The 26,563-nt window shown below is 67.8% G+C and carries 21 protein-coding genes; 6 read left to right on the top strand and 15 right to left on the bottom strand.

What is annotated here, in order from left to right:
* Nucleotides 1–16: 16 nt before the first annotated feature.
* Nucleotides 17–5,725 (bottom strand): DUF4082 domain-containing protein, encoded by a 5,709-nt coding sequence (locus tag E3O42_RS00125; protein WP_134451926.1) that lies wholly within the window; start codon nt 5,723–5,725, stop codon nt 17–19.
* A 268-nt stretch (nt 5,726–5,993) separates the two neighbouring features.
* Here E3O42_RS00125 and E3O42_RS00130 point away from each other — a divergent pair, with 268 nt between their 5' ends.
* Nucleotides 5,994–6,941 (top strand): glycosyltransferase family 2 protein, encoded by a 948-nt coding sequence (locus E3O42_RS00130; protein ID WP_134451927.1) that lies wholly within the window; start codon nt 5,994–5,996, stop codon nt 6,939–6,941.
* A gap of 6 nt (nt 6,942–6,947) precedes the next feature.
* On the opposite strand, the gene E3O42_RS00135 is transcribed toward E3O42_RS00130, so the two are convergent.
* Nucleotides 6,948–7,601, bottom strand: a complete 654-nt coding sequence (locus tag E3O42_RS00135; RefSeq protein ID WP_134451928.1) for a polysaccharide deacetylase family protein — start codon at nt 7,599–7,601, stop codon at nt 6,948–6,950.
* A 167-nt stretch (nt 7,602–7,768) separates the two neighbouring features.
* On the opposite strand from E3O42_RS00135, the gene E3O42_RS00140 reads away from it, so the two are divergent.
* Complete coding sequence (locus E3O42_RS00140) at nt 7,769–8,635, top strand: hypothetical protein (RefSeq protein ID WP_174844197.1); 867 nt, start codon at nt 7,769–7,771, stop codon at nt 8,633–8,635.
* Nucleotides 8,636–8,643: 8 nt separating this feature from the next.
* On the opposite strand, the gene E3O42_RS00145 is transcribed toward E3O42_RS00140, so the two are convergent.
* Genes E3O42_RS00145 through E3O42_RS00185 form a run of 9 tightly spaced genes read right to left on the bottom strand, consistent with a single transcriptional unit; the run spans nt 8,644 to nt 17,789 of the window.
* A complete protein-coding gene (locus E3O42_RS00145) occupies nt 8,644–9,636 on the bottom strand; it encodes a right-handed parallel beta-helix repeat-containing protein (RefSeq protein WP_134451929.1) in 993 nt (330 codons plus the stop codon).
* Between the two features lie 25 nt (nt 9,637–9,661).
* Nucleotides 9,662–9,919 (bottom strand): acyl carrier protein, encoded by a 258-nt coding sequence (locus E3O42_RS00150; protein WP_134451930.1) that lies wholly within the window; start codon nt 9,917–9,919, stop codon nt 9,662–9,664.
* A 29-nt stretch (nt 9,920–9,948) separates the two neighbouring features.
* Nucleotides 9,949–11,175, bottom strand: coding sequence for a pyridoxal-dependent decarboxylase, exosortase A system-associated (locus E3O42_RS00155; RefSeq protein WP_134451931.1), 1,227 nt, complete (start codon nt 11,173–11,175; stop codon nt 9,949–9,951).
* Complete coding sequence (locus tag E3O42_RS00160) at nt 11,172–12,755, bottom strand: acyl-CoA ligase (AMP-forming), exosortase A system-associated (protein WP_241984532.1); 1,584 nt, start codon at nt 12,753–12,755, stop codon at nt 11,172–11,174. Before E3O42_RS00160 ends, E3O42_RS00155 begins: the two co-directional genes overlap by 4 nt.
* Nucleotides 12,756–12,781: 26 nt before the next feature.
* The gene (locus E3O42_RS00165) at nt 12,782–13,936 is read right to left on the bottom strand and encodes a DegT/DnrJ/EryC1/StrS family aminotransferase (RefSeq protein WP_134451933.1); all 1,155 of its coding nucleotides are present in this window, start codon (nt 13,934–13,936) and stop codon (nt 12,782–12,784) included.
* A complete protein-coding gene (locus tag E3O42_RS00170; RefSeq protein WP_134451934.1) occupies nt 13,933–14,574 on the bottom strand; it encodes a NeuD/PglB/VioB family sugar acetyltransferase in 642 nt (213 codons plus the stop codon). The genes E3O42_RS00165 and E3O42_RS00170 overlap by 4 nt, the downstream gene beginning before the upstream one ends.
* Nucleotides 14,567–15,718, bottom strand: a complete 1,152-nt coding sequence (locus tag E3O42_RS00175; RefSeq protein WP_134451935.1) for a DegT/DnrJ/EryC1/StrS family aminotransferase — start codon at nt 15,716–15,718, stop codon at nt 14,567–14,569. Before E3O42_RS00175 ends, E3O42_RS00170 begins: the two co-directional genes overlap by 8 nt.
* The gene (locus E3O42_RS00180; RefSeq protein ID WP_134451936.1) at nt 15,715–16,710 is read right to left on the bottom strand and encodes an NAD-dependent epimerase/dehydratase family protein; all 996 of its coding nucleotides are present in this window, start codon (nt 16,708–16,710) and stop codon (nt 15,715–15,717) included. The genes E3O42_RS00175 and E3O42_RS00180 overlap by 4 nt, the downstream gene beginning before the upstream one ends.
* Entirely contained in the window at nt 16,707–17,789 is a 1,083-nt protein-coding gene (locus E3O42_RS00185; RefSeq protein WP_134451937.1) for a Gfo/Idh/MocA family protein, read from the bottom strand. Before E3O42_RS00185 ends, E3O42_RS00180 begins: the two co-directional genes overlap by 4 nt.
* A 442-nt stretch (nt 17,790–18,231) precedes the next feature.
* Here E3O42_RS00185 and E3O42_RS00190 point away from each other — a divergent pair, with 442 nt between their 5' ends.
* The 4 genes from E3O42_RS00190 to E3O42_RS00205 are packed head-to-tail and all read left to right on the top strand — an operon-like array spanning nt 18,232 to nt 23,108.
* A complete protein-coding gene (locus E3O42_RS00190; RefSeq protein WP_134451938.1) occupies nt 18,232–19,797 on the top strand; it encodes a sugar transferase in 1,566 nt (521 codons plus the stop codon).
* 1 nt (nt 19,798) lies between these two features.
* Complete coding sequence (locus E3O42_RS00195) at nt 19,799–21,058, top strand: DUF1972 domain-containing protein (RefSeq protein ID WP_134451939.1); 1,260 nt, start codon at nt 19,799–19,801, stop codon at nt 21,056–21,058.
* Entirely contained in the window at nt 21,055–22,017 is a 963-nt protein-coding gene (locus E3O42_RS00200; RefSeq protein WP_166787841.1) for a glycosyltransferase family protein, read from the top strand. Before E3O42_RS00195 ends, E3O42_RS00200 begins: the two co-directional genes overlap by 4 nt.
* A gap of 53 nt (nt 22,018–22,070) precedes the next feature.
* The gene (locus E3O42_RS00205) at nt 22,071–23,108 is read left to right on the top strand and encodes a glycosyltransferase family protein (RefSeq protein ID WP_134451941.1); all 1,038 of its coding nucleotides are present in this window, start codon (nt 22,071–22,073) and stop codon (nt 23,106–23,108) included.
* Here the strand turns inward: E3O42_RS00205 and E3O42_RS00210 are convergent.
* From E3O42_RS00210 to E3O42_RS00225, 4 genes are all read right to left on the bottom strand, one after another.
* Nucleotides 23,057–23,686 (bottom strand): hypothetical protein, encoded by a 630-nt coding sequence (locus tag E3O42_RS00210; RefSeq protein ID WP_134451942.1) that lies wholly within the window; start codon nt 23,684–23,686, stop codon nt 23,057–23,059. The genes E3O42_RS00205 and E3O42_RS00210 overlap by 52 nt on opposite strands.
* 52 nt (nt 23,687–23,738) lie before the next feature.
* Nucleotides 23,739–24,695, bottom strand: a complete 957-nt coding sequence (gene pip / locus E3O42_RS00215) for a prolyl aminopeptidase (protein ID WP_134451943.1) — start codon at nt 24,693–24,695, stop codon at nt 23,739–23,741.
* 75 nt (nt 24,696–24,770) lie between these two features.
* Nucleotides 24,771–25,601, bottom strand: a complete 831-nt coding sequence (locus E3O42_RS00220) for an ABC transporter permease (protein WP_134451944.1) — start codon at nt 25,599–25,601, stop codon at nt 24,771–24,773.
* Nucleotides 25,598–26,560, bottom strand: coding sequence for an ABC transporter ATP-binding protein (locus tag E3O42_RS00225; protein WP_134451945.1), 963 nt, complete (start codon nt 26,558–26,560; stop codon nt 25,598–25,600). The genes E3O42_RS00220 and E3O42_RS00225 overlap by 4 nt, the downstream gene beginning before the upstream one ends.
* Nucleotides 26,561–26,563 lie beyond the last annotated feature (3 nt).

Raw genomic sequence — 26,563 nt, forward strand, 5'->3', positions numbered from 1 at the left:
GAGCGCCCCCTTCCGGTCACGGGGTCCTGCTGAAGAGCACGTCGACCAGAAAGCTGTCGTTCGAGGCCTGATCGGGATTTCCGTAGCCGTAGACGCCCGCTGACGGTGCCGATGACAGGAAGCCGTTCACGACCGGGAGGGCCAGACCGTTCGGCACCCGCGCGTATCTTCCGTTCGGGCTGCTCACCGTGACGCGGTACTCCGCACCGAGGGTGAGTTCGATCGCCGGGCTCACCGCGCCGGTCCGCCATCCGTTTTTCGCCTTCTCTGTGAATGCGACCGTCGCGATCAGCTTTCCGTCGGGGCCCCACAGGTATCCGGTGTGAGATTCCTGATCGTCAGCGCCCACGTACACCCGGATGCCGGAGACAGCGCCCGCAACGGAGGCAGTGAAACGCGTGCCGACCTGCAGGGCCGGATCGTCATCGGTGCGGGAGAGCGATTCCGGCAGGAAGGATGCGGAGTCCTCGATGGCCGGCACGTCGGCCGTGGTGAAACGCCAATCAGAAATGGTGTTCTTGTCAACGGTCACCGCCGCCCGGTAGCTCGTAGCCCACGCCAGCGGGTCCGTCGCCGTGAAGTGCACGACGCCCGTGACCGGGTCGTAGCTCGACTCACCGGCGACGTCGCCGGCCAGGCCCGTGACGGCGATCGACGCGGTTTTCACACCGGATACCGTCGCCGACACCACGACGGTGGGGCTGACCCCTGTGGCGTCGACGGAAGGGGAAGACGCGGATACGCCCGGAGGTTCTGGAGCCGACTCGGGCGTCGGTGTGGGTGTCGGCGTCGGCGTCGGCGTCGACTTCTCGCTAGGGGTGGGTGTCGGCGTCGACTCGGGCGTCGGTGTGGGTGTCGGCGTGGCCTCGGGTGTCAGTTTCAGCTCGGGTGTGGGTGTCGGCGTCGTCTCGGGTGCCGGCGCCGGGATGGCCCGTGCGGCTGGGGGCACCGCGCTTCCGGTGGTGAAGACGACATCTACCAGGTAGCTGGTTGCCCTGTAGCTCGACGCGGGCATCGCCCCTCCCGCTCCGTAGGCGTAGCGCCCGTTGGTGACGGTGTCCGCGGTGATCGGGCCGCTCGTCCTCTGCGTGGCGAAGTAGTTCGCACTGGCGGAGTAACGGCCAACCGGTGCGTAGTACGACACGACGTAGCGCTCGCCGGGAGTGAGCGCCACCGGGGTCGCGAGGGAGGCTGTCTGCCAACCGCTGGCGGATTCCCCGGTGAAAGTCACGGTTGCCAGCCTGGTGCCGGTCGACGACCACAGGGAACCCGTGTGGGTGCCAGAGTTTCCGCTGCCCTTATAGAAGCGGATCGCGGTCACCGAACCCGGCTGGGAGACGGTGAATGCCGTGCCTAGCTCGATCCCCGTTGTGCCGTCGTTGACCGAGTCGATCGTGGGCGTCGTCGTTCCCAGCAGGGTGAACTCCCCACTCGGCGCCGGCGCAGTGGCGGTTGTGAACGACCACGTTCCGCCGGACGGCACGCTGCCCGCAATCCCGACCGTCGCCGTGTACTGGGTGGCCCAGCCGAGTACCGCGGCCGGCGTGAACCTGACGGTTCGGGTCGCCGCGTCGTATGACGAGGTGCCGGCGACATTACCCGCAGGCCCGCTGAGTGCGAGTGTAGGGTCCTGCGGGAGAGTTCCGGCAGAGAGCACGGCCGTAACCGCACCGGATGGGCTGACCGCCGTCGCGTTCGCGGCGGGTGCGGTGGACGTCACCGTCACCGGAGCCGGAGGCGGCGGCGTGGCAGAAGTTCGGAACTGCACGTCGACGAAGTAGTTCGATGCCTTCCAACTTGACGTCGGGAAGCCGCCGGTCGCCCCGTAGAGGTATAGGCCGTTCGCTGCGGTGTCGGCGGTCAGCGGACCCTGGCTTCGAAGCAGCGAGAAGTAGTCGGGCGTGTGCGAGTAGCGTCCGTTGGGTGCCAGGTAGGAGACGACATAGCGCACCCCTGGCGTCAGGGTGTATGGCGTCGCGAGGGTGGCCGTCTGCCATCCACCGGCCGTTTCACCGGTGAACGTCACCGACGCGAGCTTTGCTCCGGCGGCCGACCAGAGGGTGCCGACGTGGGTTCCGGTGTTGCCTGTTCCCTTATAGAAACGGATGGCGGTGACTTGTCCCGGCTGTGAGACGGCGAAGGCCATACCCAGTTCGACGGGCCCGCTGTCATCTGTGGACGGGACGGTGGGGGTCTCCGTGCCCAGCAGTGTGAACGTGCCCTCCACGGGAGTGTCAGCGGCCGTTGTGAACGACCAGTTGCCCCCTGCGGGTACGGTTCCGGAGATAGACACCGTCGCCGTGTGCGCGGTCGACTGCGCCAGGACGGAGGACGGTGTGAAGGTGATCGTGCGGGTGGCGGGAGCGTAGGTCGACGTGCCGGGCACGGCCCCTGCCGAGGTGGTCAATCCGATTTGCGGGATTGTGCCGGTGGGCACGGCGGCGGACAGTACCGCCGTCACCAGGCTCGAGAGTGGTACCGCGGTCTGGTTCGCTGCGGGGCTGACCAGGGAGACGGAAACCGGCTGGGGCGGGATCACGCCGTCGGTCACGAAGACGACATCGACGAAGTAGTTCGTCGACGACGTTGACGTCGGGGTTCCGGTTCCGTATGTGTAGCGCCCGGCAGTGGCGGCCACGGACAGTGGGCCTCGCGTGAACCCGGCGTTGAATGCGCCGATCGTCGCCGAATACTTGCCGGTGGTGGATTGATAGGAGGCGGTGTAGCTCGATCCGGCCTGGACCGGAACCGGCTGGGCGAAATACACGGTTTGCCATCCGGCCGCGGATTCCGCCAGGAATGTCGCGGAGGCCAGAGCCTGACCGGTGCTGCTCCACAGGGTGCCGACGTGCACGCCTGTGTTGCCGGGACCCTTGTAGAACTTGATTCCGGCGATGGCGCCGGTGGCGCCCGCCGTGAACTGCACCCCGAGGGTGACCGGACTGTCGTTCACTTGCGCAATGGCGGGTGTCGCGGCCGCATCGAACAGCGAGCAGGGGCACACTGCGGCGCTCGCTGCCGTCGTGAACGCCCACGTCGCCCCCGCCATTATGGGGCTTCCATTCGTTCCGGTCGCCGCCAGGGTGACGCGGTATGAGGTGTTCGGCGCAAGCGCGCTGGCCGGGGTGAACAGCGCCGTCCGGGAGTTCGGGTCGTACGTCGTCGTTCCGGCGACGGCCGAACCTGCCGCGGTTTGCACGGAGTAGGCAACAGTGGAGGAGTTCACGTCGCTCGAGAGGCGTGCGCTGATCGTCGTGCCGGTCGGCACCGACGTCGCATCGGGAGCCGGCACCTGTCCGACTGCGGTGAGCGGCGTGGTCCCGACAGTGTTGAACACGACATCCACGAAGTAGTTGGAGCCCTGATAGGTCTGGGCGGGAAACGCCCCCGGCACACCGTAGATGCCCGGGTCGGGTTCGCCGAAACCGCTCGGAACCGTTATCGGCGAGCTCTTCCTCGTCGAATACGGCCAGTAATACGAAGCCACTGAGTAGCGTCCCTGCGGTGCGGTGTACGACACGACATAGTTCTGGCCGGCTGTCACGGCGACCGGCGCGCTGAAGCTCGCGTATTGCCACCCCGTTGCAGTTTCGGCGGAGAAGATCACCGACGCGAGCCTCGTGCCGGTGCTGTCCCACAGCGAGCCGGCATGCGTGCCCGTGTTTGCAGCGCTCTTGAAGAAGCGCACGCCCGAAACGAACCCGTTCGATTCCGGCCTGAACCGCATGCCGACCTCGATGGCTGACCCGTCGGCGGAGTCCTGGATAGCCGGCACCACCTGGCCGAACACGCCGGTGGGGCCGGTCACGACGAGGCTGACGGATGCGGGCGTCGACGGGTAGTTGGCGCTGTCATCGATCGCCCTGACGCGGATGTCGCCGGAGCCGAGGCCGGTCTGGTAGTAAACGTACGACCACGACGTGGTTCCCGTCGCCACCCGCCACGTGGCACCGCCGTCGACCGAAACCTCGACCCCCGCCACGACGCCGCCAACGTCCGATGCCGTGCCGGTGACCGTCACTCGAGTACCCGCAGCGATCGTCGAATTCGTGACCGGCGACGTCACCGTGGCGACCGGAGCGGTGGTATCGGTGCTCTTCTGCGCCGACGCGAGTCCGGACATCAGAGTTGCCGGTTGCGAGCCCATGTCCGCGAGGAGATTCACCTGCGCTTGCTGCATGGCGGCGTTGGCCGGGGCACCCTGACCGTCGTGCGTCTCGTCGAGACCCCAGGCCCACTGCACGCTTCCCGCCGAAAAGACCAGCGCGCCGCTTGGCGCTCTGTACAGAGTCGTATTGTGCGTGGTGGTGCCGGGGACGACCGTGTTCCCATAGTCCGTGACGTACTCGGGGGTCGGACCGACCGTCGTCGACAGGTGGATGAGGCCCGCCGGCCGGTACCCGTTGTCTACGTCTTCATCGGACTCGTAGCCAACCGTGTGCGGTGCCAGCCCGACCGAGGTACCGGCTGCCAGATTGGTGAGTGCGGTGTTCTTCCACGTTCTGAGCTTGCCCTCCTGCGCGGATACCGTCACCGGTAGGTCATCGTGGTTGGCCTTGAACATGGTGCCCGTCAGGGCGTTCTCCGGCAAGCCACCTCCGGCCTGTTGCGACGCGAATCGGGGATCACGCCAGGTCCCGGTCCACTGGGTCGACGGGTCGACCTTGGCATTGCTCCACGTCTCTTTGTAGGAGACCAGGGTGCGGTAGTTCGTTGGCGTGCCGCTCGCTGTCGACGGCTCGTACCTCGTACGCCAATACCCCGTGTTCCCGGTCAGGAACTGGATGTTGACCCCCGCGTCACGGGCGGCGAAGAGATTCGCCCTCTGGGCGCCGGACCAGTACTCGTCGTGGCCGACGGAGAGAATCACCTTGTGGTTGGCCAGGAGTGAGCCGTACCGGTCGGTGTCGACGCCGCTGAAATAGCTGACGTCATAGCCGTTTCGCTCCATGAAGCGCACCTGGGCGAATTCGCTGCTGAAGTAGAAATCGCGTCTGGTCGTGCCCTCACGGGTTATGAACGGGCGGTTATAGCTGATCTTGTAGGCCCGCCCGTTGGCGGCGCCCTTGTAGAAGTCAGAGCCGCCGTATGCGTTGTACGCCTGCCAGGTCGTGTCGGAGGTCTGGAACAATACGTCGGAGCGTGAGCTCTGGTCGCGCACAATGAAGATGATGTGGCTCTGGGCACCGGTGTCCGGCCGGTTGAGCAGGGCGATGTAGACGCCGGAGACTGCGTCATCCGGAACCAGCCAGCTCGCCGAGACGCCCCAGTTGCCGCAGTCGTAGAGTTCCGTGGCCAGGTCGGACAGGCACGGAGGCTGGGTCTGGGGCAGGGCCGCTGAAGGGGTGACGGACGCCACCTTGCGCGCCCCCAGTCCCTGATACCAGCCGGTTCGGTAGATGTCGATTGTGTAGTTCCTGGCGTTGGTGTCGATCTTGAAGCCGATCGTGGCGCCGTTTTCCACCGAGATGTCGGTGCTGAAACCCTGGATGCTGGGGCTACCGGCGCCGCTGATGTCCCAGATGTTGGGATTCGTGCCCGGTTTCGCGTTCTCGCAGGCGACGGGGTTGGCCGCTGCCCGGCATCCGCTCGCCGCGTTCGCCGCGTCAGGTGAGGCGGTGAGCCCGGTGAAGACCAGGGCGGCGATGAGTGCGGCCGCAATAGCGAGCCGGCTTCGGCGCCACACGGATGGACCGTGCTGAACGGTGCTCGGTAGTGACGCCATCGGTATTCCTGCCGCTCATGTCGGGTCATGGGGAGGAGGTCACACGATTCAGGGCAAGAGATCGCGCGACCCGCAACTCGGATAATGAGAACCTATGAGGATTGTTCAAATCAAGCCACCCCCCACGCACCCCCCAATCGAGTGCCACCTACCCGCCGTGGTCGAAGGAGTGCTCGCGGGTGGCCTGACCCCCTAAGGGGCTACAGCGGTCGGGTGCGATTGCGGATATTGTCGGCAAGCTGAACCGAACCGAGAAGGGACGCCACCGTTGACCGTTCGCGAGAGTGATGAAGCGCCTCGCGCCGGGGAGCAGGTGGTGGTTGACGTTGCTGCGGTCGTCGTCACCTACAACAGCACCCGCCACGTCGCCGCGCTGCTCGACAGCCTGCCGGATGCGTTTGGCAGCCTGACCTATTCGGTGGTCGTGGTCGACAATGGTTCGACCGACGGCACACCGGATCTGCTGGCCGGTCGATCCGACTGCACTGTCGTCCAGGCCTTGAACGATGGGTACGCTGCCGGAATCAATAGAGCCGTGCTCGCCTCACCCGAGGCATCGACCGTCCTCATCCTCAATCCCGACGCCACGCTCGACCCCGACGCCGTGCCACAGCTGCTCGAGGTCCTTCGGCGACGCCCCGGTGCCGGTATCGTCGCACCGCGCGTGCGCGAAGAGGACGGCAGCCTCTCCCCCACGCTGCGGCGTGGACCGACTCTCGGCCGCGTCGGCGGGTTGAGCTTCACCCGCCTGGCGGTATTCGCTGAGCGAATCGAGATCCCTGGCGAGTATGAGAGCGAACATGAGGTCGACTGGGCGGTGGGCGCGATCCTGCTTGTCGACCGACGGTGTTTCGACGCGCTGAAGGGCCTCGACGAGTCCTATTTTCTGTACTCGGAGGAAACCGATTTCAGCCTCAGGGCTCGTGACGCCGGGTGGGCGACCGTCTACACACCCCGTGCCGGCGCGATGCATGTCGGCGGAGGCTCTGGCGAAAGCGCAACAACGCACACCATGCAGATGCTCAACCGTGTGCGCCTGTATCGCCGCCGCACCGGCGACCTGAGGGCCTGGCTCTATTTCGGCATGACCGTCGTCGTCGAAACCCGGCGGGCGGTCCTCGGACAACGTGCGTCCTGGACGACGGTACATGCGCTGCTGAGGCCCTCGCTGCGCCCCCCGCAGCTCCGCGCGAACTCCGCGTTCCTGCCCTCGTAGCGGCGCTCAGCGCATCCGCTTGACCGCGCTGGCCAGCAGGTTGCGCACATCCCGCACGCCGGCACGGTGCGTGATGACCGATCGGATGGATTCCGCCGTGTCGTGCGCGGTGACGCTGTAGCGCGACTGAAGCCACACCGAGGAGCGCGCAGGGAGCCGATCGCTCGTGTACACCGTTCGATAGCCGGCGCTCCTCAGCTGCGCGAGCAACTGACGGTCGTACCGTCCGAGCGGCAGTGCGGCATCCTCGATTTCCCCATCGCTGGCCTCGGCGAGAATGGTTCGGGCATCCACCAGCTCCCGGCGGGCCTCCGCCTCGCTAAGCCCTCGCCAGGGCGCGTGCGTCCAGCCGTGGCTTCCGATCTCCATGCCGGCGCCGCGCAACTCACGGAGATCGGCCGAAGAGACACTTGCCGGGTCATCCAACCGTCCGGCGAGCGGGAAGAACGACGCACTCAGCCCACGCTCGCGCAGGGCCGGAAGCGCGACCGCGATGTCCGACCGATTGCCATCGTCGAAACTGAGCCTCACCTGCGGTCTGCCTCGAACCTCATCCAGGATGCGGAGGAAATTGGCTTCCCTCACCCAGTATTGGGACTCGCCAAGCTCCCGCTCACTGTCGATGGTTCCGATGCCGTGGAAGCACAGGTTGATGTTCATGCCGATGCTCCGTTCGTCGCCGACGCCTCGCGAGGTGAGTCCTGGTGCGCGCCGATCACGATTTTCAGCATGGGTTCCTTTCGGTGAGACGGAGGCGACAAACCGGGACGGGGCATTCGCTGTGCACAGTACCCCGCGTGGGGCCTTTTGTGCCGTACGATCGGCTCATGGATCGGGAGAGAACGATTGTTCGCCCCATTACGAACGAGGATGCCAACACAGTCTCCGAGTTCCTCCACAATCACCTGAACCCGAAGGTCGGCCGGGCGGCGTGGGGCGCTCTCCTGGCTCCACCGTGGAGCGTCCAGGCGCCCAACCACGGGTTCCAGCTCGTCGCGGGCGGCATTGTCGTCGGAGCCTACGTGGCCGTCTACTCCGAGCGCGAGGTCGACGGCGAACTGCGCAGGTTCTGCAACCTCGCGGCGTTCTGCGTGCTGGAGGACTATCGGGCCGACAGCCTGAGGCTCATCCGGACGATCCTGGCGCAGCAGGGATACGAGTTCACCGACTTCTCGCCCAGCGGAAATGTCGTGGCCCTCAATGAGAGGCTCGGCTTCGCCCTGTTGGACACCGCCACCCGGTTGGCGCCGAACCTGCCACGCCTCCCGCGACGCGGGGTCACGGTTTCGGACGACCCGAGACGTGTCGCGGGTGTCCTGACGGGGCAGGATGCCCGCGCGTACCAGGACCACAAGGATGCGCCGGCCGCCCGTCACATCGTCGTGATCTCACAGGGCGAATACGGCTATCTCGTCGTCCGCAAGGACCGCCGCAAACGACTTCCGTTCTTTGCATCACCGCTGTACGTCGGAGGGAGCCGCGAACTGCTCCGATCGGCGTGGCCACAGGTCGGCTCACATCTGCTGCTGCGGCATGCGGCGCTCGCCACGCTGGGAGAGCGCCGCGTGCTCGGTTTCCTCCCCGCCCTCGGCGTCGATCTCGGGAGTCCGCGGGCGAAGATGTTCCGCAGCCAGGTGATGCCGGCCGGTGCCATCGACTACCTCTACAGCGAGCTGACCTTGCTTGAATGGTAGGTGGAGCCTCAGTTCGCGGCGGCGACGGATGCGCCGTCGTCCCAGCGGTTGTTGCTCCACTCATTGCCCGGCGCGTCGGAGTCGAACGAGGTGATCGGCCCGAAGTCGCCGCACTTACTCGTTGTTCCACGTTGCCAGACGTTGTTCGTGAAGCGGATATCCCGGGTTCCGGCGGAGTGCGGCTTGCCCGTCGTTGAACCCCCGTAGGTGCAGTAGCCGCCTGACCCCGCCAGGAACAGGTTGCCGTCGATGACGTTATTTTGGATGACCGCGAAGTCGCCGTACCCGGTGAGCGCTCCGGAGCACCCGCCGTCCGGGGGCACATCGGGTGCATCGCAGGCGATGGTGTTGCCGCGAATGACAGCGTTCGACCCCATCCGGATTCCGGATTCGTGGTAATACCCCGACGCGTCGGTGAACTGCCCGTGCACATAGGACGCCTCAACGGTGCAGTCCCGGTGACACATGACCGATCGTTTGCCGCCGGTCACGTGCACCCGGACCGCCTCGAAGCGAACGTCACCGATCCCCGTGACGGGATTGTCGCCCGCGTTGACCTCGCTGTCGGTGATGGTGAAGGATCCGGAGCCCTCGTCACCGGAGTAGACGAATCCATTGATCTGCGACCGCGTGATCACCACCCCGGACGCTTCGATCAGCAGGGGCCAGCAGTCCACCCGCTTCGCGTCCAGCACGGTGTCCGCCGTCGTGATCCGGCATGGACCCGTGTAGTCCGAGAGCTCTGTCCCTCGCGGCAGTCCCGTGGTGTCCGCCGAGGGAAAGTTCTCGGGGATCATGCCGGCCTCCGTCTCGGTCGCATCGCCGGAGGACGACCCGGCGTTTGAGTCCCGGGGTTGCGTCGGCTGCATCAAACCCGCGATCCACAGGCCCGCCGGCACGGCCAGCAGGAGAAGGATCGCCACGACGGCCACCAGGCGTCTCCGCCGGAAAGCGGTCTTGCCTGACGGAACGGTGGCCAGGGCATCGGGGGGCTGTGTCATCGTTTGTCCGTTCCTTGTCGTCTCCCTAGGCCGCGGCGAGTTTCGCATCGACGAACCCGGTGAGGGTGCCCACGGTGTCGAAGATCTCTGCGCCGAACTCGTCATCGTCGACCGTAATGTTGAAGCGATCCTCGAGGGAGGCCACGAGGCTGACGACCCCGAAGGAATCGAGTTCCGGCAGCGACCCGAACAACGCGGTTTCCTCCCGCAGGTCTTCCGGGCGTTGCTGCAGCTCGAGTGCCTCGATCAGCACGGTGCGGACGGCGTTCAGGGTGTCGGTCATTACTGTTCCTTTGTGAGACGAGGTCTGGTTCACACGAGGACCTCCGCGGGTGCGGGATGTCCGAGGAATGCGGTCGGGCTGGCAGTCAGGCCGTACGCCCCCGCCTGGAAGATCACGATGAGGTCGTCGACGTCCGCCGGGGGCAGCTCGACATCCTTCGCGAGCAGGTCGAGCGGGGTGCACAGGCATCCCACGATGGTGACGGTGTCAGCGGAGGCGTGCTCGACGCGGTTTCCGACCGCGACAGGATAGTTGCGGCGGATGGCCTGGCCGAAGTTCCCCGAGGCGGCGAGCTGGTGGTGCATACCCCCGTCGACGACCAGGAAGGTCGTCCCGCGCGAGACCTTGCGATCACGCACCCGGGTGACGTAGACCCCGCACTCCCCGACGAGATACCGGCCGAGCTCGATGACCGGACGCGCCTCGGGCATCCGCTGTCTGATCGGCCCGTCGACCAGCTGGTGGAGGTTCTGGGCGACGGCGCCGAGGTCGAGCGGCTGGTCTTTCTCGACGTACGGGATGCCGAACCCGCCACCCAGGTTGAGGTAGCGCACCGGCGTGGGCAGGTGCTCTGCCAGGCCGCTCACGAGGTCGACCGTGCGCTGTTGCGCCTCGGCGATGGTCGCCGCGTTCAGATTCTGTGAGCCGGCGAAGACGTGGAAGCCGAGCACGTTCGCTCCCGCAGTGGCGAAGTCACGCAGCACGCCAGGTACCTCCTCGGCGTCGATGCCGAACTGCTGTGGTCCACCGCCCATCCGCATGCCCGATCCCTTGACGGCGAAGTCGGGGTTCACGCGCACGGCGACGTTGGGTGCGAGGCCGAGCTCGTCGCCTGCAGCAAGCACGCGGCTGAATTCAGTGCGGGACTCGACCTCGATGAGGATGCCCGCCGCGACGGCCTGCCGGATCTCCGCGGGCGACTTGCCGGGACCAGCGAAGCTGACCTTGTCGGCGCTGATCGTGGTGTCCAGTGCGGTCTGCAACTCCAGCCCGGACGCGACGTCGATCCGGTCGAGCCGGCCGGCCAGGTGTTGCACGATGGCGGGCATGGGATTCGCCTTCATCGCAAAGCTGAGCTCGACCCGTGCGGGCAGTGCCGAACGCAGCTCGTTGACACGCTTGTCGAGCAATGCGCGGTCGTAGGCGAAGAACGGCGTCGAACCGACGCGTGCGGCGAGCCTGGACACGGTCATCCCGCCGACCCGGAGTTCGCCGTCCACGGTGCCGAAGCCGGCCACGTGCTCGTGCGGCATCATCCGGATACCCCCGACATGAGCTCGGCGTGGAGGACGGCCCGATCGTACTTACCGTTGGGCGAGCGGGGCAACGAGTCGCGGACCTCGAGGCGGGACGGGACCATGTAGAGCGGCAGGCACTGCTTGAGTGCGGCGGCGAGCGCGGCGACATCGAGTTCTGGCGCTGTCGACGTGACCACCAGCACGATCCGCTGACCCAGCGCCGGGTCGTCTTCGCCTAGGGCGACGGCATCGCGCACCAGACCGGTGCTGTACGCGGCCTCCTCAATCTCGCTGGGGCTCACCCGGTACCCCGACGTCTTGATCATGTCGTCACTGCGGCCGACGAAATAGAGGAATCCCTCCTGATCGGCCACCACGGTGTCCCCCGACCAGACCGCCCGCTCGGGGGCACGCCACGGTTGCTGCGGGTGGTGCACGGTGCGATAACGTTCCGCCGTCCGGACCGGGTCGTTCCAGTAGCCGAGCGCGACCAGAGCGCCCCGGTGCACGAGTTCCCCTTCCTCACCTGGCGCGCACGGCGTCCCGTCCGGACGGAGGACGAGGATCTCGGCATTGGGGATGGCCCGGCCGATCGAGTCGGGGCGTCGATCGATTTCCGAGGGATCGAGGTACGTCGAACGGAACGCCTCCGTGAGGCCGTACATGAGGTATGGGTCAGCGGCGGCGAAGATCCCCCGCAGCCGATCCAGCGTCGGTCGGGGCATCCTGCCCCCCGTGTTCGCCCAGTACCTCATCCGTCCGGTTGCCGCCGCCGGCCAGTTCACCTCGGCCAGTTGCAACCAGAGCGGTGGCACGCAGGTGAGGCCGGTGACGCCGTACTGCTCGCAGAGCCTGGGCACCTCCAGCGGCAGCAGGTAGTTCATGAGGACGCAGTGGGCGCCGACCGAGAAGGCCGTCGTCACCTGGCTCAGCCCCGCGTCGAAGCTCAGTGGCAGCACGCTGAGAATGACGTCGTCGCTGGAGTTCCGCAGGTACGAACTGACGCTCTCGGCCCCGACGATCAGGTTGCGATGGCTGAGCACGACACCCTTGGGTTTGCCGGTGCTGCCAGAGGTATACAGGATCGCGGCCGGATCGAGGTCGATCGCCGGCGACAGGGGCGGGTCTTGCGCCGCGGCCTGCCCGTCATGCCAACCGTGGACCTGCCACGCTGCTGCGGGATCCGGCACGGCAGCGCCCACGACGATCACGTGCGCGACCTCGGTGACCGGCAGCACCGACGCGAGCTGGGAGAGCCTGTCGGCCGAGGTGATGAGCACTCCGGCGCCGCTGTCCCGCAGGATGTGGCGGACCTGGGGCGCCTTGAGCACATGGTTGATCGGAACGAAGACGCCCCCGGCCGCGGAGACGGCGAAGATCGAGGCGACGGTTTCGAAGCGTTTCTCGAGGTAGACCGCCACGCGATCACCACGCTGAACGCCCATCGTGTGCAGCTGCGCGGCGGCGGCGCGGGCCATGCGCCAGGCCTCGGCATAGCTGATGGTGGAATTGCGGTAGCTCAACGCCGGGGCGTCCGGGGTTGCGGCGGCCGCCTGGCGGAGCAGGTGGTGGAGGCTCGTCCTGGCGGGGATCGTCACCCGCTGGTCCGTTTGTGGCCCGGTGCTCATGACAGCGCCCGATCGACGAGGCCCGAACCCGACCCCACCCGTGTTCTTGAGGTCACACTGCTCGTGAGCGAGTCGGCGACCAACGATTGCTCCGCTTGTGTGAGGTGCGGGAACATCGGCAGGGAGAGGATCCGGCCCGCGGCAGCCTCGGCCACGGGAAACTGGCCTGGCCGGTAACCGAGGCCCGCGTACGCGGCCGTGAGGTGCAGCGGGGTCGGATAGTGGATGGCAGCGCCGATCCCTGCGGCCCCGAGTTCGGCGAGCACCCGGTCGCGTTCGTCGACCTGCACGACGTACAGGTGCCAGACGTCCTCGTTGCCGGGCCGGATGGCCGGCAGGCGCACCTCGGGCACGTCGGCAAGCATCTCGGCGTACCGGCCGGCGGCCGCGCGGCGGGCAGCGTTCCAGCCGTCGAGCCGGCGCAGCTTCGCACGCAGCACCGCGGCCTGCACGGCGTCCAGACGCGAGTTCACGCCCGCCCGGTCGTGCACGTACTTCACCGAGCTGCCATGGGCGCCGAAGTTCCGGACGAACTCCGCAACGGCCGGGTCATCGGTGAGCACGGCGCCTGCGTCACCGGCGGCACCGAGATTCTTGCCGGGGTAGAAGCTCGTCGCGGCGACGCGGCCGAGCGAACCGGCTCGGCCGAGCGTCGAGGAGGCTCCCTGCGATTGCGCGGCGTCCTCAACGATCACCAGACCGTGCCGGTTCGCCATCGGGATGAGCGCATCCATCGGTGCGGTCTGGCCGTACAGGTGAACGGGCACGATCGCGCGCGTGCGCGCGGTGATCGCCGCGTCGACGGCAGCGGGGTCGATGAGGAGGAACTCGTCGTCGACGTCGACGAAGACCGGAATCGCGCCGAGGCGGGTCGCGGCCTCGGCCGTCGCGATGAACGTGTTGACGGGGATGATGACCTCGTCGCCGGGGCGGACCCCGACGGCCCGGAGTGCGAGCTCGACGGCGTCGGTACCGTTCGCCACACCGACGCAGTGCCGGGTGCCGATGTATGCGGCGTACTCCCGCTCGAACGCGGCAACCTCGGCGCCGCCGACGAACGCGGCGGAGATGAACTGCGCCTGCCAGGTGGGAAGCACCTCGTCGGCGATCTCCGCCTGCTGGGCGATGAGGTTGAGAAACGGGACTCTCATGCTGACGCCACCTCTCGTGGGCGGGCCGGCACTCCCAGCCAGGTTTCCTCCGACGGCAAGTCCTGCGTCAGCGCGGCGCCCATTCCCAGCACCGCGTACCTCCCGACGCGGACGCCCTCGCGCACGCTCGCGTTCATGCCCAGGTAGGCACCCTCACCGATCCACGCGTGGCCTCCGAGCGCGACTCCCGCGCACAGGGTGGCGAATGACTCGACAAGGTCGTCATGGGTCAGCGTGACGTTCGGCATGACGACCACGTGGCGACCGAGTTCCACGTTCGTGGTCAGCACGACGCCGGCGAGCAGGATGCTGCCCACCCCCACGGTGCAGTCGTCCGGTACGCTCACGCTGGGGTCGATGACGCTGACATAGTCGTCGTTGGTGCGGCCGTGCCCGGCCAGGCGAGCCGCGATCGCAGCCCGCGCGACCCCGCGCCCGGCGCAGATCACCAGTCTGGCCCGCGGGTGATCGGCGGCTTGCTCGGTTCCCCCCAGGATCGGCAGTCCGTCGATGCTCTTGCCCCACAGGGTTGGGTCGTCGTCGAGGTAGCCGATCGCTGTGTGCTCTCCTGAGCGCCGCAGCACCGACAGCGCCTCCCGTGCCAGGCCGCTCGCCGCGACGAGCAGCACGTCAACCATGTGCGACCACCGTCAGCGGGGCGAGCAACGCGTCGATGACAATGGCCTGTTGTGCCGCTTCGAGCTGGTGATACAGCGGCAGGATCAGGGTAGTGCCGGTGAGTCGTTCCGAGACCGGCAGCGGGACACGCTGCGACGGGCTCCCCGCGTACGCCGGCTGCAGGTGCGCCGACATGATGCCGCGACGAGCCGAAACTCCGGCCTCGGCCAGATGTAGCAGCAGAGTCTCCCGGTCCAGCGGATAGTCCTCGCCGACCTCGACCCAGTAGGACTGGAAGTTCGAGGTGCCCCACTCCGGGTCGCGCACCGGGCGCAGCCCGGCGACTCCGGCCAGTGCCGCGGTGTAACCCTCGGCGATCTCACGGCGTCTCTGCACAATCTCCGGCAGGCGTCCCAGCTGCACGATCCCCACGGCCGCCTGCATGTCGGTCATCCGGTAGTTGAATCCGACCTCCAGGTATTCCTCGGCCGGCGCGAGAACGCTCGCCTGCCGGTCAGTCGCCGAGACACTCATGGCGTGCTCCCGCAGTCGTCTGGCGCGCCCGGCCCATTCCGCATTCGAGGTCGTCAGCATGCCGCCCTCCCCCGTGGTCAACAGCTTGCGCGGGTGGAAGGACCACGCTGCGAGCACGGCACCTGCCCCAACGGGGCGGCCCTTGTAGGTGGACCCGGCACCGCAGGCTGCGTCTTCGATCACCACGATGCCCAGCGGATCGCACACGTCGCGGATCGAGTCGAGGTCGACCGGAACGCCGCCCTGGTCAACGACGATGACGGCACGCGTGCGCTCGGTGATGGCGGTGACGACCCCGTCCGCCGTGACGCACCCGGTACCGGGGTCGACGTCGATGAAGATCGGCCGCGCCCCGACGTACGTCGGCGCGTTCGCCGTGGCGACAAAGGAGAATGACGGCACGATCACCTCATCACCGGCCTGGACCCCCGCCACGATCAGCGCCAGGTGCAGGGCAGTGGTGCAGTTCGAGGTCGCGACGGCGTGCCCGGCCTGCATCGAGGCCGCGAACTCGCGCTCGAACTGTGCGACCCTGGGCCCCTGTGCCACCCACCCCGACTCGATCACCTCGCTGAGCGCACGAATTTCTTCCGCACCCATCCACGGCTTCATCACATTGATGCGGTTCATGACGCCACGCTCACACGACCGGCGGCGATCTCGTCCCGCTGCGGCTGCCACCAGTCAACGAGGGCTCGCAAGCCGTCGTGCAATCCGACCCGCGCCTCAAAGCCCAGGTCGTTGCGCGCCGCCCCGGTGTCGGCGAGGCGCCGGGTGACACCGTTGACCGCACGGTCCGGCCCATGCTCGACCGCCAGGTCGGAGCCCATGACGTCCAGCAGCGATTCGGCAAGCCCCAGCAAGGTGGTCTCGGTGCCGCTGGCGACGTTGTAGACCCCCTCGGTACGATCATTGGCGGCGGCCAACAGGTTCGCCCTGGCGATGTCGGTGGTGAAGATGAAATCCATGGTCTGCAGCCCGTCGCCGTAGATCAGCGGCGGCTTCCCGTCGGCGATGCGCTCCATCCAGCGCACCAGGACCTCGGTGTAGAGGCCGTGCACATCCATCCTCGGACCGTAGACGTTGAAGTACCGCAGGGCGACGTAGTCCAGCCCATACATGGCATGGAAGCTTCGCAGCATCCCCTCGCCGAACGACTTGGCTGCGCCGTAGAAGGTGTCGTTGTTGTGATCGTGATGACTCTCGGGAGTGGGGAAGATCTCAGCCAGGCCGTACACCGAGGCGCTGGACGCCGAGATGACCTTGTCGACACCGTGTGCCGCAGCAGCCTCCAGAACATTGAACGTACCGTCGGCTAGCACCTCGTTGGCGAGGCGGGGCTCCTCGGCGCACTGGGTGATGCGAATCGCCGCCTGGTGGAACACCAGGGTCTTGCCCGTGGTGGCCTTGTGCACCAGGGCGGCATCACGGATGTCGCCGTCGATCACGGAGACCCGACCGTCGGCCATCGCGGTGTCGAGGTTGACCATCCGGCCACGCACGAAGTTGTCAAGGACGTCGATGTGTTCGACCCCCGCGTCGAGCAGTTGATCCACGATGGTGGAACCGATCGTGCCCGCGCCCCCGGTGACCAGCACTCGCGCGCCGTTCAGCGCGGTCATGCCAGCTCTCCGGCCAGCTGGGCGTGCAGCTCCGTGGCGTGCGGCGCGATCGGGTAGGTCACCACTGCGCCTTGGGCCAGGCTCCGGCTGGCTGCCTCGAGCACCTCCAGCACTCGCAGACCGGATCCGGCATCGGTGCGCGGAGCGCGCCGCTCCCGGATACTCGTCGCGAACTCCGCGACCATGGAATCCAGCGCCTCTCGTTCCGACAGGGCGGGCGACCAGGTGTCGCCCAGCCGGTACGAGATTGCGGCGGCTCGTCGTTCGACTCCGTCCAGTGACTGGGTCTGAAGATCCACCCCGCGGTCGTAGACGCTGACCCGCTGCTGCGGGTTGAGGTCGTCCCAGACCAGGGTGCGTTTGGTCCCGCCGATGATCATGGTGCGGATCTTGGTCGGGCTCAGCCAGTTGACGTGGACGTGAGCGATGGCTCCGTGTTGGAGCGGCAGGGTGAGATAGCCGACACAGGCTTTGCCCGCGCCGAGCGGGTCGGCACCCTGCGCCGAGACGCTGAGCGGGCGCAGACCACCGGGAAGGACGAAGTCGATGATCGAGAGGTCATGGGGGGCGAGATCCCAGAACACGTCGACATCCGGCTGGATCAAGCCCAGGTTGATTCGGACCGAGTCGATGAAGAGGATGTCGCCCAGCGCGCCCTCTTCGATCAACTCCCGGATCTTGAGCACCGCCGGGGTGTAGCAGTACGTGTGGTCGGTCATCAGGACCAACGAGTTCTCGGCAGCCGCCCTCGCCATCGCCTCACCCCGCCCGCTCGTGTCCGCGAGCGGCTTTTCCACCAGGACGTGTTTTCCGGCGGCGAGCGCCGCGCACGCGATGTCGTGGTGTGTCGCCGCCGGCGTGGCGATGGCGACGGCATCCAAAGTGTCATCGGCGAGCAGGGCCTCGACGGAGGATGTCACCCGCACCCCGCTTCCAGGACCGGCGAGACGCCCCGCCCGGTCAAGGTCGAGGTCACAGACCGCCGCGAGTTCCCAGTGCGGGCTGGCCCGGAAATTCCGGGCCAGATTCGGCCCCCAGTACCCAGCGCCGATGACGGCGATCCGTAGCGTATCGGTCACAGTGAACCCCTATGGCTTGATGCTGAAGGCACGAGCTACGACCACTCAGAAAGCTGAGGGTCGCTCAAACAGTCACAATGCCACCGAGGTGGGCGATTCGCGTGCCCCCAACCGGGGGTGAACCCTGGAAGCCGAGGACCGCCCCCCGTTCAGGTCACAGCGCATCAATTGAGGAGCGGGGTATGGTCGCATCGTGAGTTGCTGAGATTCCCTCACGTGACTGATCAAGTTGAATTCGCTCCATTCGCATCACTTCCGTGTCACCGCGCCACCAGTTCCATCACCCGCTCGAACCTGTAAACCCGAACTGCAGGGGACTTTCCGTGAATACGTCTGTGACGTGTCGACCTATTCGTCGACCCAAAAAAGCGCCAATGCCGCCAACGGCAGGCGTCGCCAGCGCTCGGCCTGCCCGGCCTACGGCCGGAAGCGCCGGCCTCCGATGAGCACGCCGAAGCAGCGTTCCCCTGCCGGAGGTGTCGCGGGCGCCTACCGCGCCCCGCTCCACCTGGTCAGGACCGCCCCCGTCGCCACAGCGCCGGCCCCGCATGCCCACGCCGCGCCGGAAGCCGCCGTCGGGCTGTCCGGCGCGGCGTGGGCACGGAGCTATCGCACCAAGCTTCAGCTCACGGATGCCACGGTGATCGTCGCCGCCGTCGCCGCCGCCTTCCTGGCACGGTTCGCCCTGGGAACCCCGATCGCGACCACGACCCCGATCCCGCTCTCTGCTTGGGCGATCATCGGCCTCGTAATCGGCACCTGGATCGTCACCCTCTCCACCTTCCGCACCAGGGACCCACGGGTCGTCGCGGTGGGAGCCACCGAGTACAAACACGTGATCAATGCCAGCGCCCTGGCGTTCGGGATGCTCGCCATCGCGTTCCTTCTATTACAAGTGGACACCGCCCGCGCCTACTTCGTCTTCGCCCTGCCGTTCGGAGTTGCGGCCCTGGTCTTGGAGCGGTGGCTCTGGCGCAAGTGGCTCATTCGGCAGCGCAGGTTCGGCCACTACCTGGCCCGCGCCATCGTCGTCGGTGGCAGGGAGGACATCGAGTACGTCGTCAGGCAGATCAACGACAAGTCCGGCGCCGCCTATCAGGTGGTGGGTGCGGCGCTGGAGGGTGAGAACACGACGAGTGTCACGTCGGCCGGCCACCGGGTTCCCGTGGTGTCCGACTTCGCGCACGTCGCCGCCGCGGCGCAGTCACTCGGGGTCGATGCCGTCATCGTGGCCGGGCATCCGAGCCTCGGAAACACGTTCATCCGCAACCTGGGCTGGGACCTCGAGAAGACGTCGGCCGAGCTCGTTCTCTCGAGCCGGCTGACGGACGTCGCCGGTCCGCGGATCCACTTCCGCCCCGTCGAGGGACTTCCCCTCATCCACGTGGAAATCCCCCAGTATGACGGCGCCAAGCACGTGCTCAAGCGCGCTCTGGACGTCACTCTGGGCGTTGCCGCGCTGATCGTGATCAGCCCGCTGCTCATCGTGCTCGGCGCCTTGGTCAAACTGGACAGCCCGGGTCCCGTGTTGTTCCGGCAGGAGCGGGTCGGGCGTAATGGCCGCACCTTCCACATGCTCAAGGTCCGCTCGATGGTGCAAACCGCCGAAGACGACCTGGCCGGGCTGCTCGACCAGAACGAAGGCGCCGGGGTGCTCTTCAAGATCCGGAACGACCCCCGCATCACCCGGGTCGGCCGTGTCCTGCGCAAATACTCCCTCGATGAGTTGCCGCAGCTGTGGAACATCGTGGTCGGCCAGATGAGCATCGTCGGGCCGCGCCCGCCGCTGCCCGCCGAGGTCGAAAACTACGAGTCGCACATGCACCGTCGCCTGTATATCAAGCCGGGACTCACCGGCATGTGGCAGGTCAACGGGCGCTCCAACCTCAGCTGGGAGGAGAGCGTCCGGCTCGACCTCTACTACGTCGAGAACTGGTCGCTGGCTGGTGACCTGATGATCATCTGGCGAACCGTCAAAATCGTCCTCCGGCCCCAGGGGGCGTACTGACATGGCGGCCCCCGACAGCACCGAACCGGCCGCTCATTCCAGCGTGCGTGCGCTTCGGATCGCGATGATCGGAACCCGCGGCGTGCCGGCCGGCTTCGGCGGATTCGAGACGGCAGTAGAGGAAGTCGGTCGCCGTCTGGTCGATCGGGGGCACGCCGTGACCGTCTACTGCCGATCCCGCACGTCGGCGCCGGACCATGTCCCGCCGGCCACCGCCTATCTGGGAATGAGGCTCGTGCACCTGCCGGCGCTCAGGCTGGGCGCCCTCGAAGCGCTCAGCCACTCGGCATTCTCTGTGCTGCACGCCGCCACCGGAGCACGCCCGGACGCCGCGTTCGTCTTCAACTCGGCAAACGCACCGTTCGTGCCGTTCCTGCGCAATCGCGGCATCCCGACCACCGTCCACGTCGACGGCCTCGAGTGGAAGCGTGACAAATGGGGAGGAACTGCGCGCCGCTACTACCGCTGGGCCGAGCAACAGTCGGTGCGTTCCGCCGACGCCCTCATCGCCGACGCGCCGGGCATCGTCGATTACTACCGCACAGAGTTCGCGATCCCCACGGAGCTGATCGCCTATGGAACCCATGTCCTGCAGAACTGCCCGGCGACGCGCCTGGCCGAGCTTGGACTGCGACCGGGCGGCTACCACCTCGTCGTCGCCCGCTTTGAACCAGAGAACCACGTCGACGTGATCATCGACGGCTACCTGCGCAGCAGCGCCGTGCTCCCCCTGGTGGTGGTGGGCGCCGCACCGCAGGGCACGCATGCGCGCAAGATCGCCGCCCTGGCTCAAGACCCGCGCGTGCGATTGCTCGGCAGGCTGTGGGACCAGGATCAGCTCGACCAGCTATACGCCCACTCGGTCAGTTACCTGCACGGCCACTCGGTTGGGGGAACGAATCCGTCGCTCCTGCGCGCGATGGGAGCCAGGACCGCCGCTATCGCCTGGGATGTCAGGTTCAACCGCGACGTGCTCGGCGTCTATGGGGCGTACTTCCGGGACGCCCCGACGCTCGCCGCTCTGATCGAAGACGCCGAGCTGAACCCCCACCACACCCTGGAGGTCAGTGCGGCGCTGCAGCGTCGCGCCGCCGCCCTGTACAACTGGGGCCATGTCACCGACGGCTACGAAGATCTCGCCCAGCGCCTGGTCTCCGGTTACAGCACCCACGGCCTGAGCCCGGGCCGGGCCAGCCGGTCGCACTGGAACAGACCCGATGGCGCACGCCCGCCGAGCACAGCGGCGCGGGGCACCCTGTGACGTCGCTGCCCGCTGGCCTCGGGATCGTCGTGGTCAGTTACGGCTACCCCGATCTTCTCGAAGAGAATCTTGTGGGTCTCGGGCGACGGATGCCGCGCGAGCGGATCGTCGTGGTGGATAACTTCTCCGGGCTCGCCGAGCGCGAAGCCACGACGGCGTTGTGCGCGCGTGAAGGCTGGACCGTGCTCGCGCCCGGGCTCAACCTGGGCTTCGGCGCCGCGGTCAACGCCGGGGTGCGCATGCTGCGCTCTCGGGGGTGCCACCTGCTGCTGGTGCTCGATCCGGCCGTGCGGATCGACGAGCAGGCGGTCCTCGCCCTGACTCAGGCCTGCGCCGCGGATCCCCAACGGATCTTCAGCCCTCGCATCGACCTGCCCGACGGCTCCCTGTGGTTCGGAGGCGGCACGGTGGACCTCCGTCGGGGCCGGCCCCTGGGAGCCGCCGCCGCGGCCAGCGCCGCGCCGGCCGGCTGGGTCAGCGGAGCGTGCATGATGATCCACGCCGGCCTGTGGGACTGGGTGGGCGGATTCGACGAAACCTACTTTCTGCACTGGGATGACATCGACCTGTCGTGGCGGTGCGCGGCCGCCGGAGGCTCCCCGGCCGTGCGCGACGATGTCAGGGCCGTGCGCGGCGACGGCGGCCGGCTCTGCGATGGCTCGTCGCCGCTGCACGTCTATTCGGCCTGCCGGAATCGGCTGGTCTTCGCGGCACGGCACCTGGGCCGCCGGCAGCTCCTCGGCTGGCTGCTGTTCAGTCCGGGGTACGCCGCTGACGTGCTCCGCAGCCCGAACGGTGCTGGTCGTGCGCGCCACGGCGGCAGGCTCGTGGCCGCGGCCGTCCGCGGCACCGCGGCCGGCATCGCGCTGGCCCTCCGTATGCTCGCACCGAGTGGCGGCGAAACGTTCGGTCCTGGCGAACGTCGCCGTGCTCCGGCGGCGAAGACAGCGACAGGGTGATGCGGGTCCTGCAGTCGCTCCGGACCGGCCCGGACGCCACGAACCCTTATCTGGTGCAGCTCGGCACGCATCTGGGCCCGGAGACGGAGGTCCTCGGTTTCAGCTGGGGCCGCGCCCTCTCCGCGCCCTACGATGTCTTCCACGTGCATTGGCCTGATTCACTGCTGCTCGGCTCGTCCTCGGGGCGGAGCCGGCTCAAGCGAGGACTGTTCCGTGCCCTGCTGCTGCGACTCTGGCTGCGTCGGCACCGGATCGCGGTGGTGCGGACCCTGCACGACGCACACGGCCAGCGGACCGGCAGCCGCATTGACCGGGCGTTGCTGGCGCGCCTCGACCGGCTCACCACCCTGTGGATCTGTCCCAGCCCGGCCACCCCCCTCCCGCACGGAGCGAACGCACACACCATTGAGCACGGTGACTACCGCGCCTGGTTCGAGGCCGTCGGCGGCGGAGCCCTGGTACCGGGCCGCCTGCTGTATTTCGGGCTTATTCGTCCGCACAAGGGGGTTCCCGACCTCGTCCGGGCTTTCACCGCGCTTCCCACCGGCCCGGATGGTCGTACGGACGGCGGGACGGATGGTGGGTCGGTCTCCCTGCGCGTGGTCGGCACGCCCACCAGCACCGACATTGGCGCTGAAGTGCTGCTTGCCGCGCTGGCCGACGACCGCGTCACCGTGTCGCTGGGGCATTTGAGCAACCAGGAGCTGGCCGCAGAGGTCGCCCAGGCGGAACTGGTCATCCTCCCGTACCAGGACCTGTACGGGTCGGAGGCCTCGGTGCTCGCCCTGTCGTGTGCCCGGCCGGTCCTGGTGCCGTCGAACGCGGCCACCCGGGCGCTGGCGGCCGAAGTCGGCCGCGGCTGGGTGTTCACCTATGCCGGACCGCTGACCACAGCGGCAATTCATGATGCGCTCGCCCGGTGTCGGGACGAACAGCGGGACAGGGCGGACCGACCAAACCTGTCCGCACACGCGTGGGCGGTCATCGCCGACAAGCACCGGACGGCGTACATCACCGCGCTGCAGTTGGCGGGACGGCCCTACCGTGGGGCCGCGCCCGCGAAGACGACCCTCGGCACGCCGGCGGCGTAGTCGACGGCGATCTTCACCGACGACCGATCCTCGACAGGCACGGCGAAGAGGAAGACTCCCGTGGCAGTGGCTCCGGGGGCGACCTGCTCCGGCAGGGGCGCGCCAGCCGACTCAGACAGGCCGGGCATCGGGAGTTGGTGGGTTCCCGCGTAGACGTTCACGACAGTGGATCCCAGCGACACCGTGGTGTCGGTGTCGTTTCGCAGGGTCACGGCGACGCGCAGGGCCGGGGCCCCGACCTCGCCCGGTGCCGGGTCGTCGACCCCGACGGACCGAAGCCCACCAACCCCGAAGACCACCCCGGGCACCGGAGACACGTGCTCGGTCAACGGCACCGCTGGAAGCTCCAGCGTCGCAGTAGCGGCGGCCGGTGCGGCCCGCCTCGCCACAGCGGAGGTGCCGGCCTGTGACGGTGACCCCGTGCCCTCGGCCAGCCACAGTGTGGCGACGAACAGGATGATGGCCACCCCGATGACGCCCACAACGCCGACCCCCTGCCAGAGGTACCAAGCCTGCTCGTCATCGCCGCGAGGGTCGGCGCCGCGCTGGTTCGTGCCGCGATGGTCGGTTTCGCTCATCCCGCCATTTAGGCACGGACCCGGCTCACTGCCAAGGGCGCCACCGACCGGCCTAGTTCGCGAAGCGGTCGGTGGCGTCCAGGAGGGCGGCGCGGATGCCGGGTTCCTCGAAGGAATGGCCGGCATCCGGGATCATCTGGAAGTCGGCCTCCGGCCAGGCTTGATGCAGCGCCCAGGCGGTGAACGCCGGCGTGCACATGTCGTAGCGGCCCTGCACGATGACCCCGGGGATGTCCTTGAGCTTATGCGCGTCGCGGAGCAACTGCTCGGGTTCGAACCAGCCCTTGTTCATGAAATAGTGGTTCTCGATACGGGCAAACGCCACGGCGAAGGCCGGTTCCGTGAACCGCTCAATGGTCTCCGGCTGCTGCAGCAGGGTGATGGTCGAGGACTCCCAGGTGGACCAGGCCACACCGGCGCGTTCACGCGTGGACTGGTCGGGGTCGTGCAGCAGCCGGCTGTACGCCTCGATGAGACGCCCCCGTTCGTCGACGGGTACCGGCGCGATGAAGCCCTCCCACAGATCCGGGTAGATGGCCGCGGCTCCCCCCTCGTAGAACCAGTCCAGCTCAATCGGGCGCAGGGTGAAGATGCCGCGCAGCACGAGTTCGGTGACCTTTTCCGTGTGCGCCTCGGCGTAGGCCAGGCCCAGGGAGCTGCCCCAGGAGCCGCCGCAGACCAGCCACCGGTCAATGCCGAGGTGCTCACGGAGATGCTCGATGTCGGCGACCAGGTGCCAGGTGGTGTTCGCCGTCAGGTCGGCATCCGGCGCGCTGGCGTGCGGGGTGCTGCGGCCGCAGCCGCGCTGGTCGAAGAGCACGATGCGGTATTTCTCCGGGTCGAACACCCGCCGCTGGGTGGCGCTGGAGGCGCCGCCCGGCCCGCCGTGCAGGTAGACGGCCGGCTTGCCGTTCGGATTGCCGGACACCTCGTAGTAGAGGGCGTGGCCATCGCCGACGTCGAGCATGCCGGTGTCATACGGTTCGATCTCGGGGTAGAACTCTCTCATGCCTCGAGCCTACGGCCCGGGCCGGGAGCTCGCGGCGCACCCCTCGCCGGATGGGCCGCGAGACTCAGAGGTGCCTCAGGCGTCCCGGCGCTTGAGCAGCACCGCGGCGCCGGCCAGCGAGACGGCCACCCAGGCCAGCACGATGAGCACGTTCTGCCATACTTCCAGCCCCGCCGAGCCGAGGTCGAGGCCGAAGATGGCCAAGCCAGCGTTCGAGAGCAGGTAGGGCAGCAGGTCGGCGGCCCAGGTGGCGGGGATCATCGACAGGACGATAGGCAACAGCAGCACGATGCCGAGCGCCGCGGCGATGCCGCCGGCACTGCTGCGCAGGATGGCGCCGACGCCGAGGGCGAAGACCGACACCAGGGCCAGGTACAACGCCCCGCCGAGCAGCGGCAACAGCAGGTCAGGGTCGACGAGGCTGGCGGTGACGCCCTTGCCGGCCAGGATCGGCGCGGCCACGAGGGACGAGCCGACAGTGCTGACCAGGCCGACGACGAAGGTGCAGACGAAGAGCACGACGGCCTTCGCCGCGAGCATCGGCAGCCGCCTGGGGGTGGCGGTGATGCTGGAGCGGATCATGCCTGTGCTGTATTCGCCGCTGATCGCGAGCACCCCGAGGACCGCCACGACGAGTTGGCCGAAGAAGACGCCGAAGGTAGCGGCCTGGGCGAGGAAGGTCGCCTGCGCGTCGGCGGGGACCGGATTGCCGCCGAGGTCCAGCGCGGCCGACATGAGTGCGGCCATGCCGAGCGAGATCACGATGACCGTGGCGTACGACCAGATGGTGGAACGAACCGTGCGGAGCTTGATCCACTCCGAGCGCAATTCGCCGCCGAAGCTGAGGCCGGAGCCGGTCGGGACGAAGGCGCGGACGGGGACTGGTGCCGGGGCAATGGTGGTCATCGGACACTCTCCTGGAGGTCGGCGGCCGTGTGTTCGGCGGCGGGGTCGTCTGGTGTGCCGCCGGTGCGGTACTCCACGTCGTTTTGGGTGAGGGCCATGTATGCCTCCTCGAGGGATGCGCTGACAGGGGTCAGCTCGTGCAGGGCGATTCCGGCGCGGGCAGCCAGGTTGCCGATTTCGGCGGCGGAGATGCCGACGATCTCGAGCAGGTCGGTCCCCGTGCCGGTGACGGTGATGTCGGCGCTCTGGAACAGAGCGGCGAGTTCCGGGGCGTACGGGGTGCGCACCCGCACCGTCTTACGGGTGGCGGCACCGATCAGTTCGGCCACCGGGGCATCCGCGATAACCCGGCCGCGGCCGAGCACGATGAGGTGGTCAGCGGTGACGGCCATCTCGCTCATCAGGTGAGAGGAGAGCATGACGGTGCGACCCTCGGCAGCGAGGTGGCGCACCAGGTGGCGCACCCACTGAACGCCCTCGGGGTCGAGCCCGTTGACGGGTTCGTCGAGGATCAGCGTGGCCGGGTCGCCGAGCAGCGCCGCGGCGATGCCAAGCCGTTGCCCCATGCCGAGCGAGAAGCCGCCGACTCGTTTGCGGGCGACGGATTCGAGCCCGGTCAGCTCGATGACCTCCTTTACCCGGCTGGCCGGGATGGAGTGGGTCGCGGCCATGGCGAGCAGGTGGTTGTAGGCGCTGCGTCCGGTATGGATGGCCTTGGCGTCGAGCAGCACCCCCACTTCGCGCAGGGGCGCCTTGTGCTCACGGTACTGCTTGCCGTTGACGGTGACCGAGCCGTGGGTGGGCCGGTCCAGGCCCACGATCATGCGCATGGTGGTGGACTTGCCTGCCCCGTTCGGTCCCAGGAACCCGGTCACCCGGCCGGGCTGCACTGTGAAGTCGACGGCATCAACCGCGGTCTTGCTTCCGTAGCGTTTGGTCAGGGACTGTGCCTGAATCATCCG

The organism is Cryobacterium adonitolivorans, from assembly GCF_004402695.1.
GTDB classification, from domain to species: domain Bacteria; phylum Actinomycetota; class Actinomycetes; order Actinomycetales; family Microbacteriaceae; genus Cryobacterium; species Cryobacterium adonitolivorans.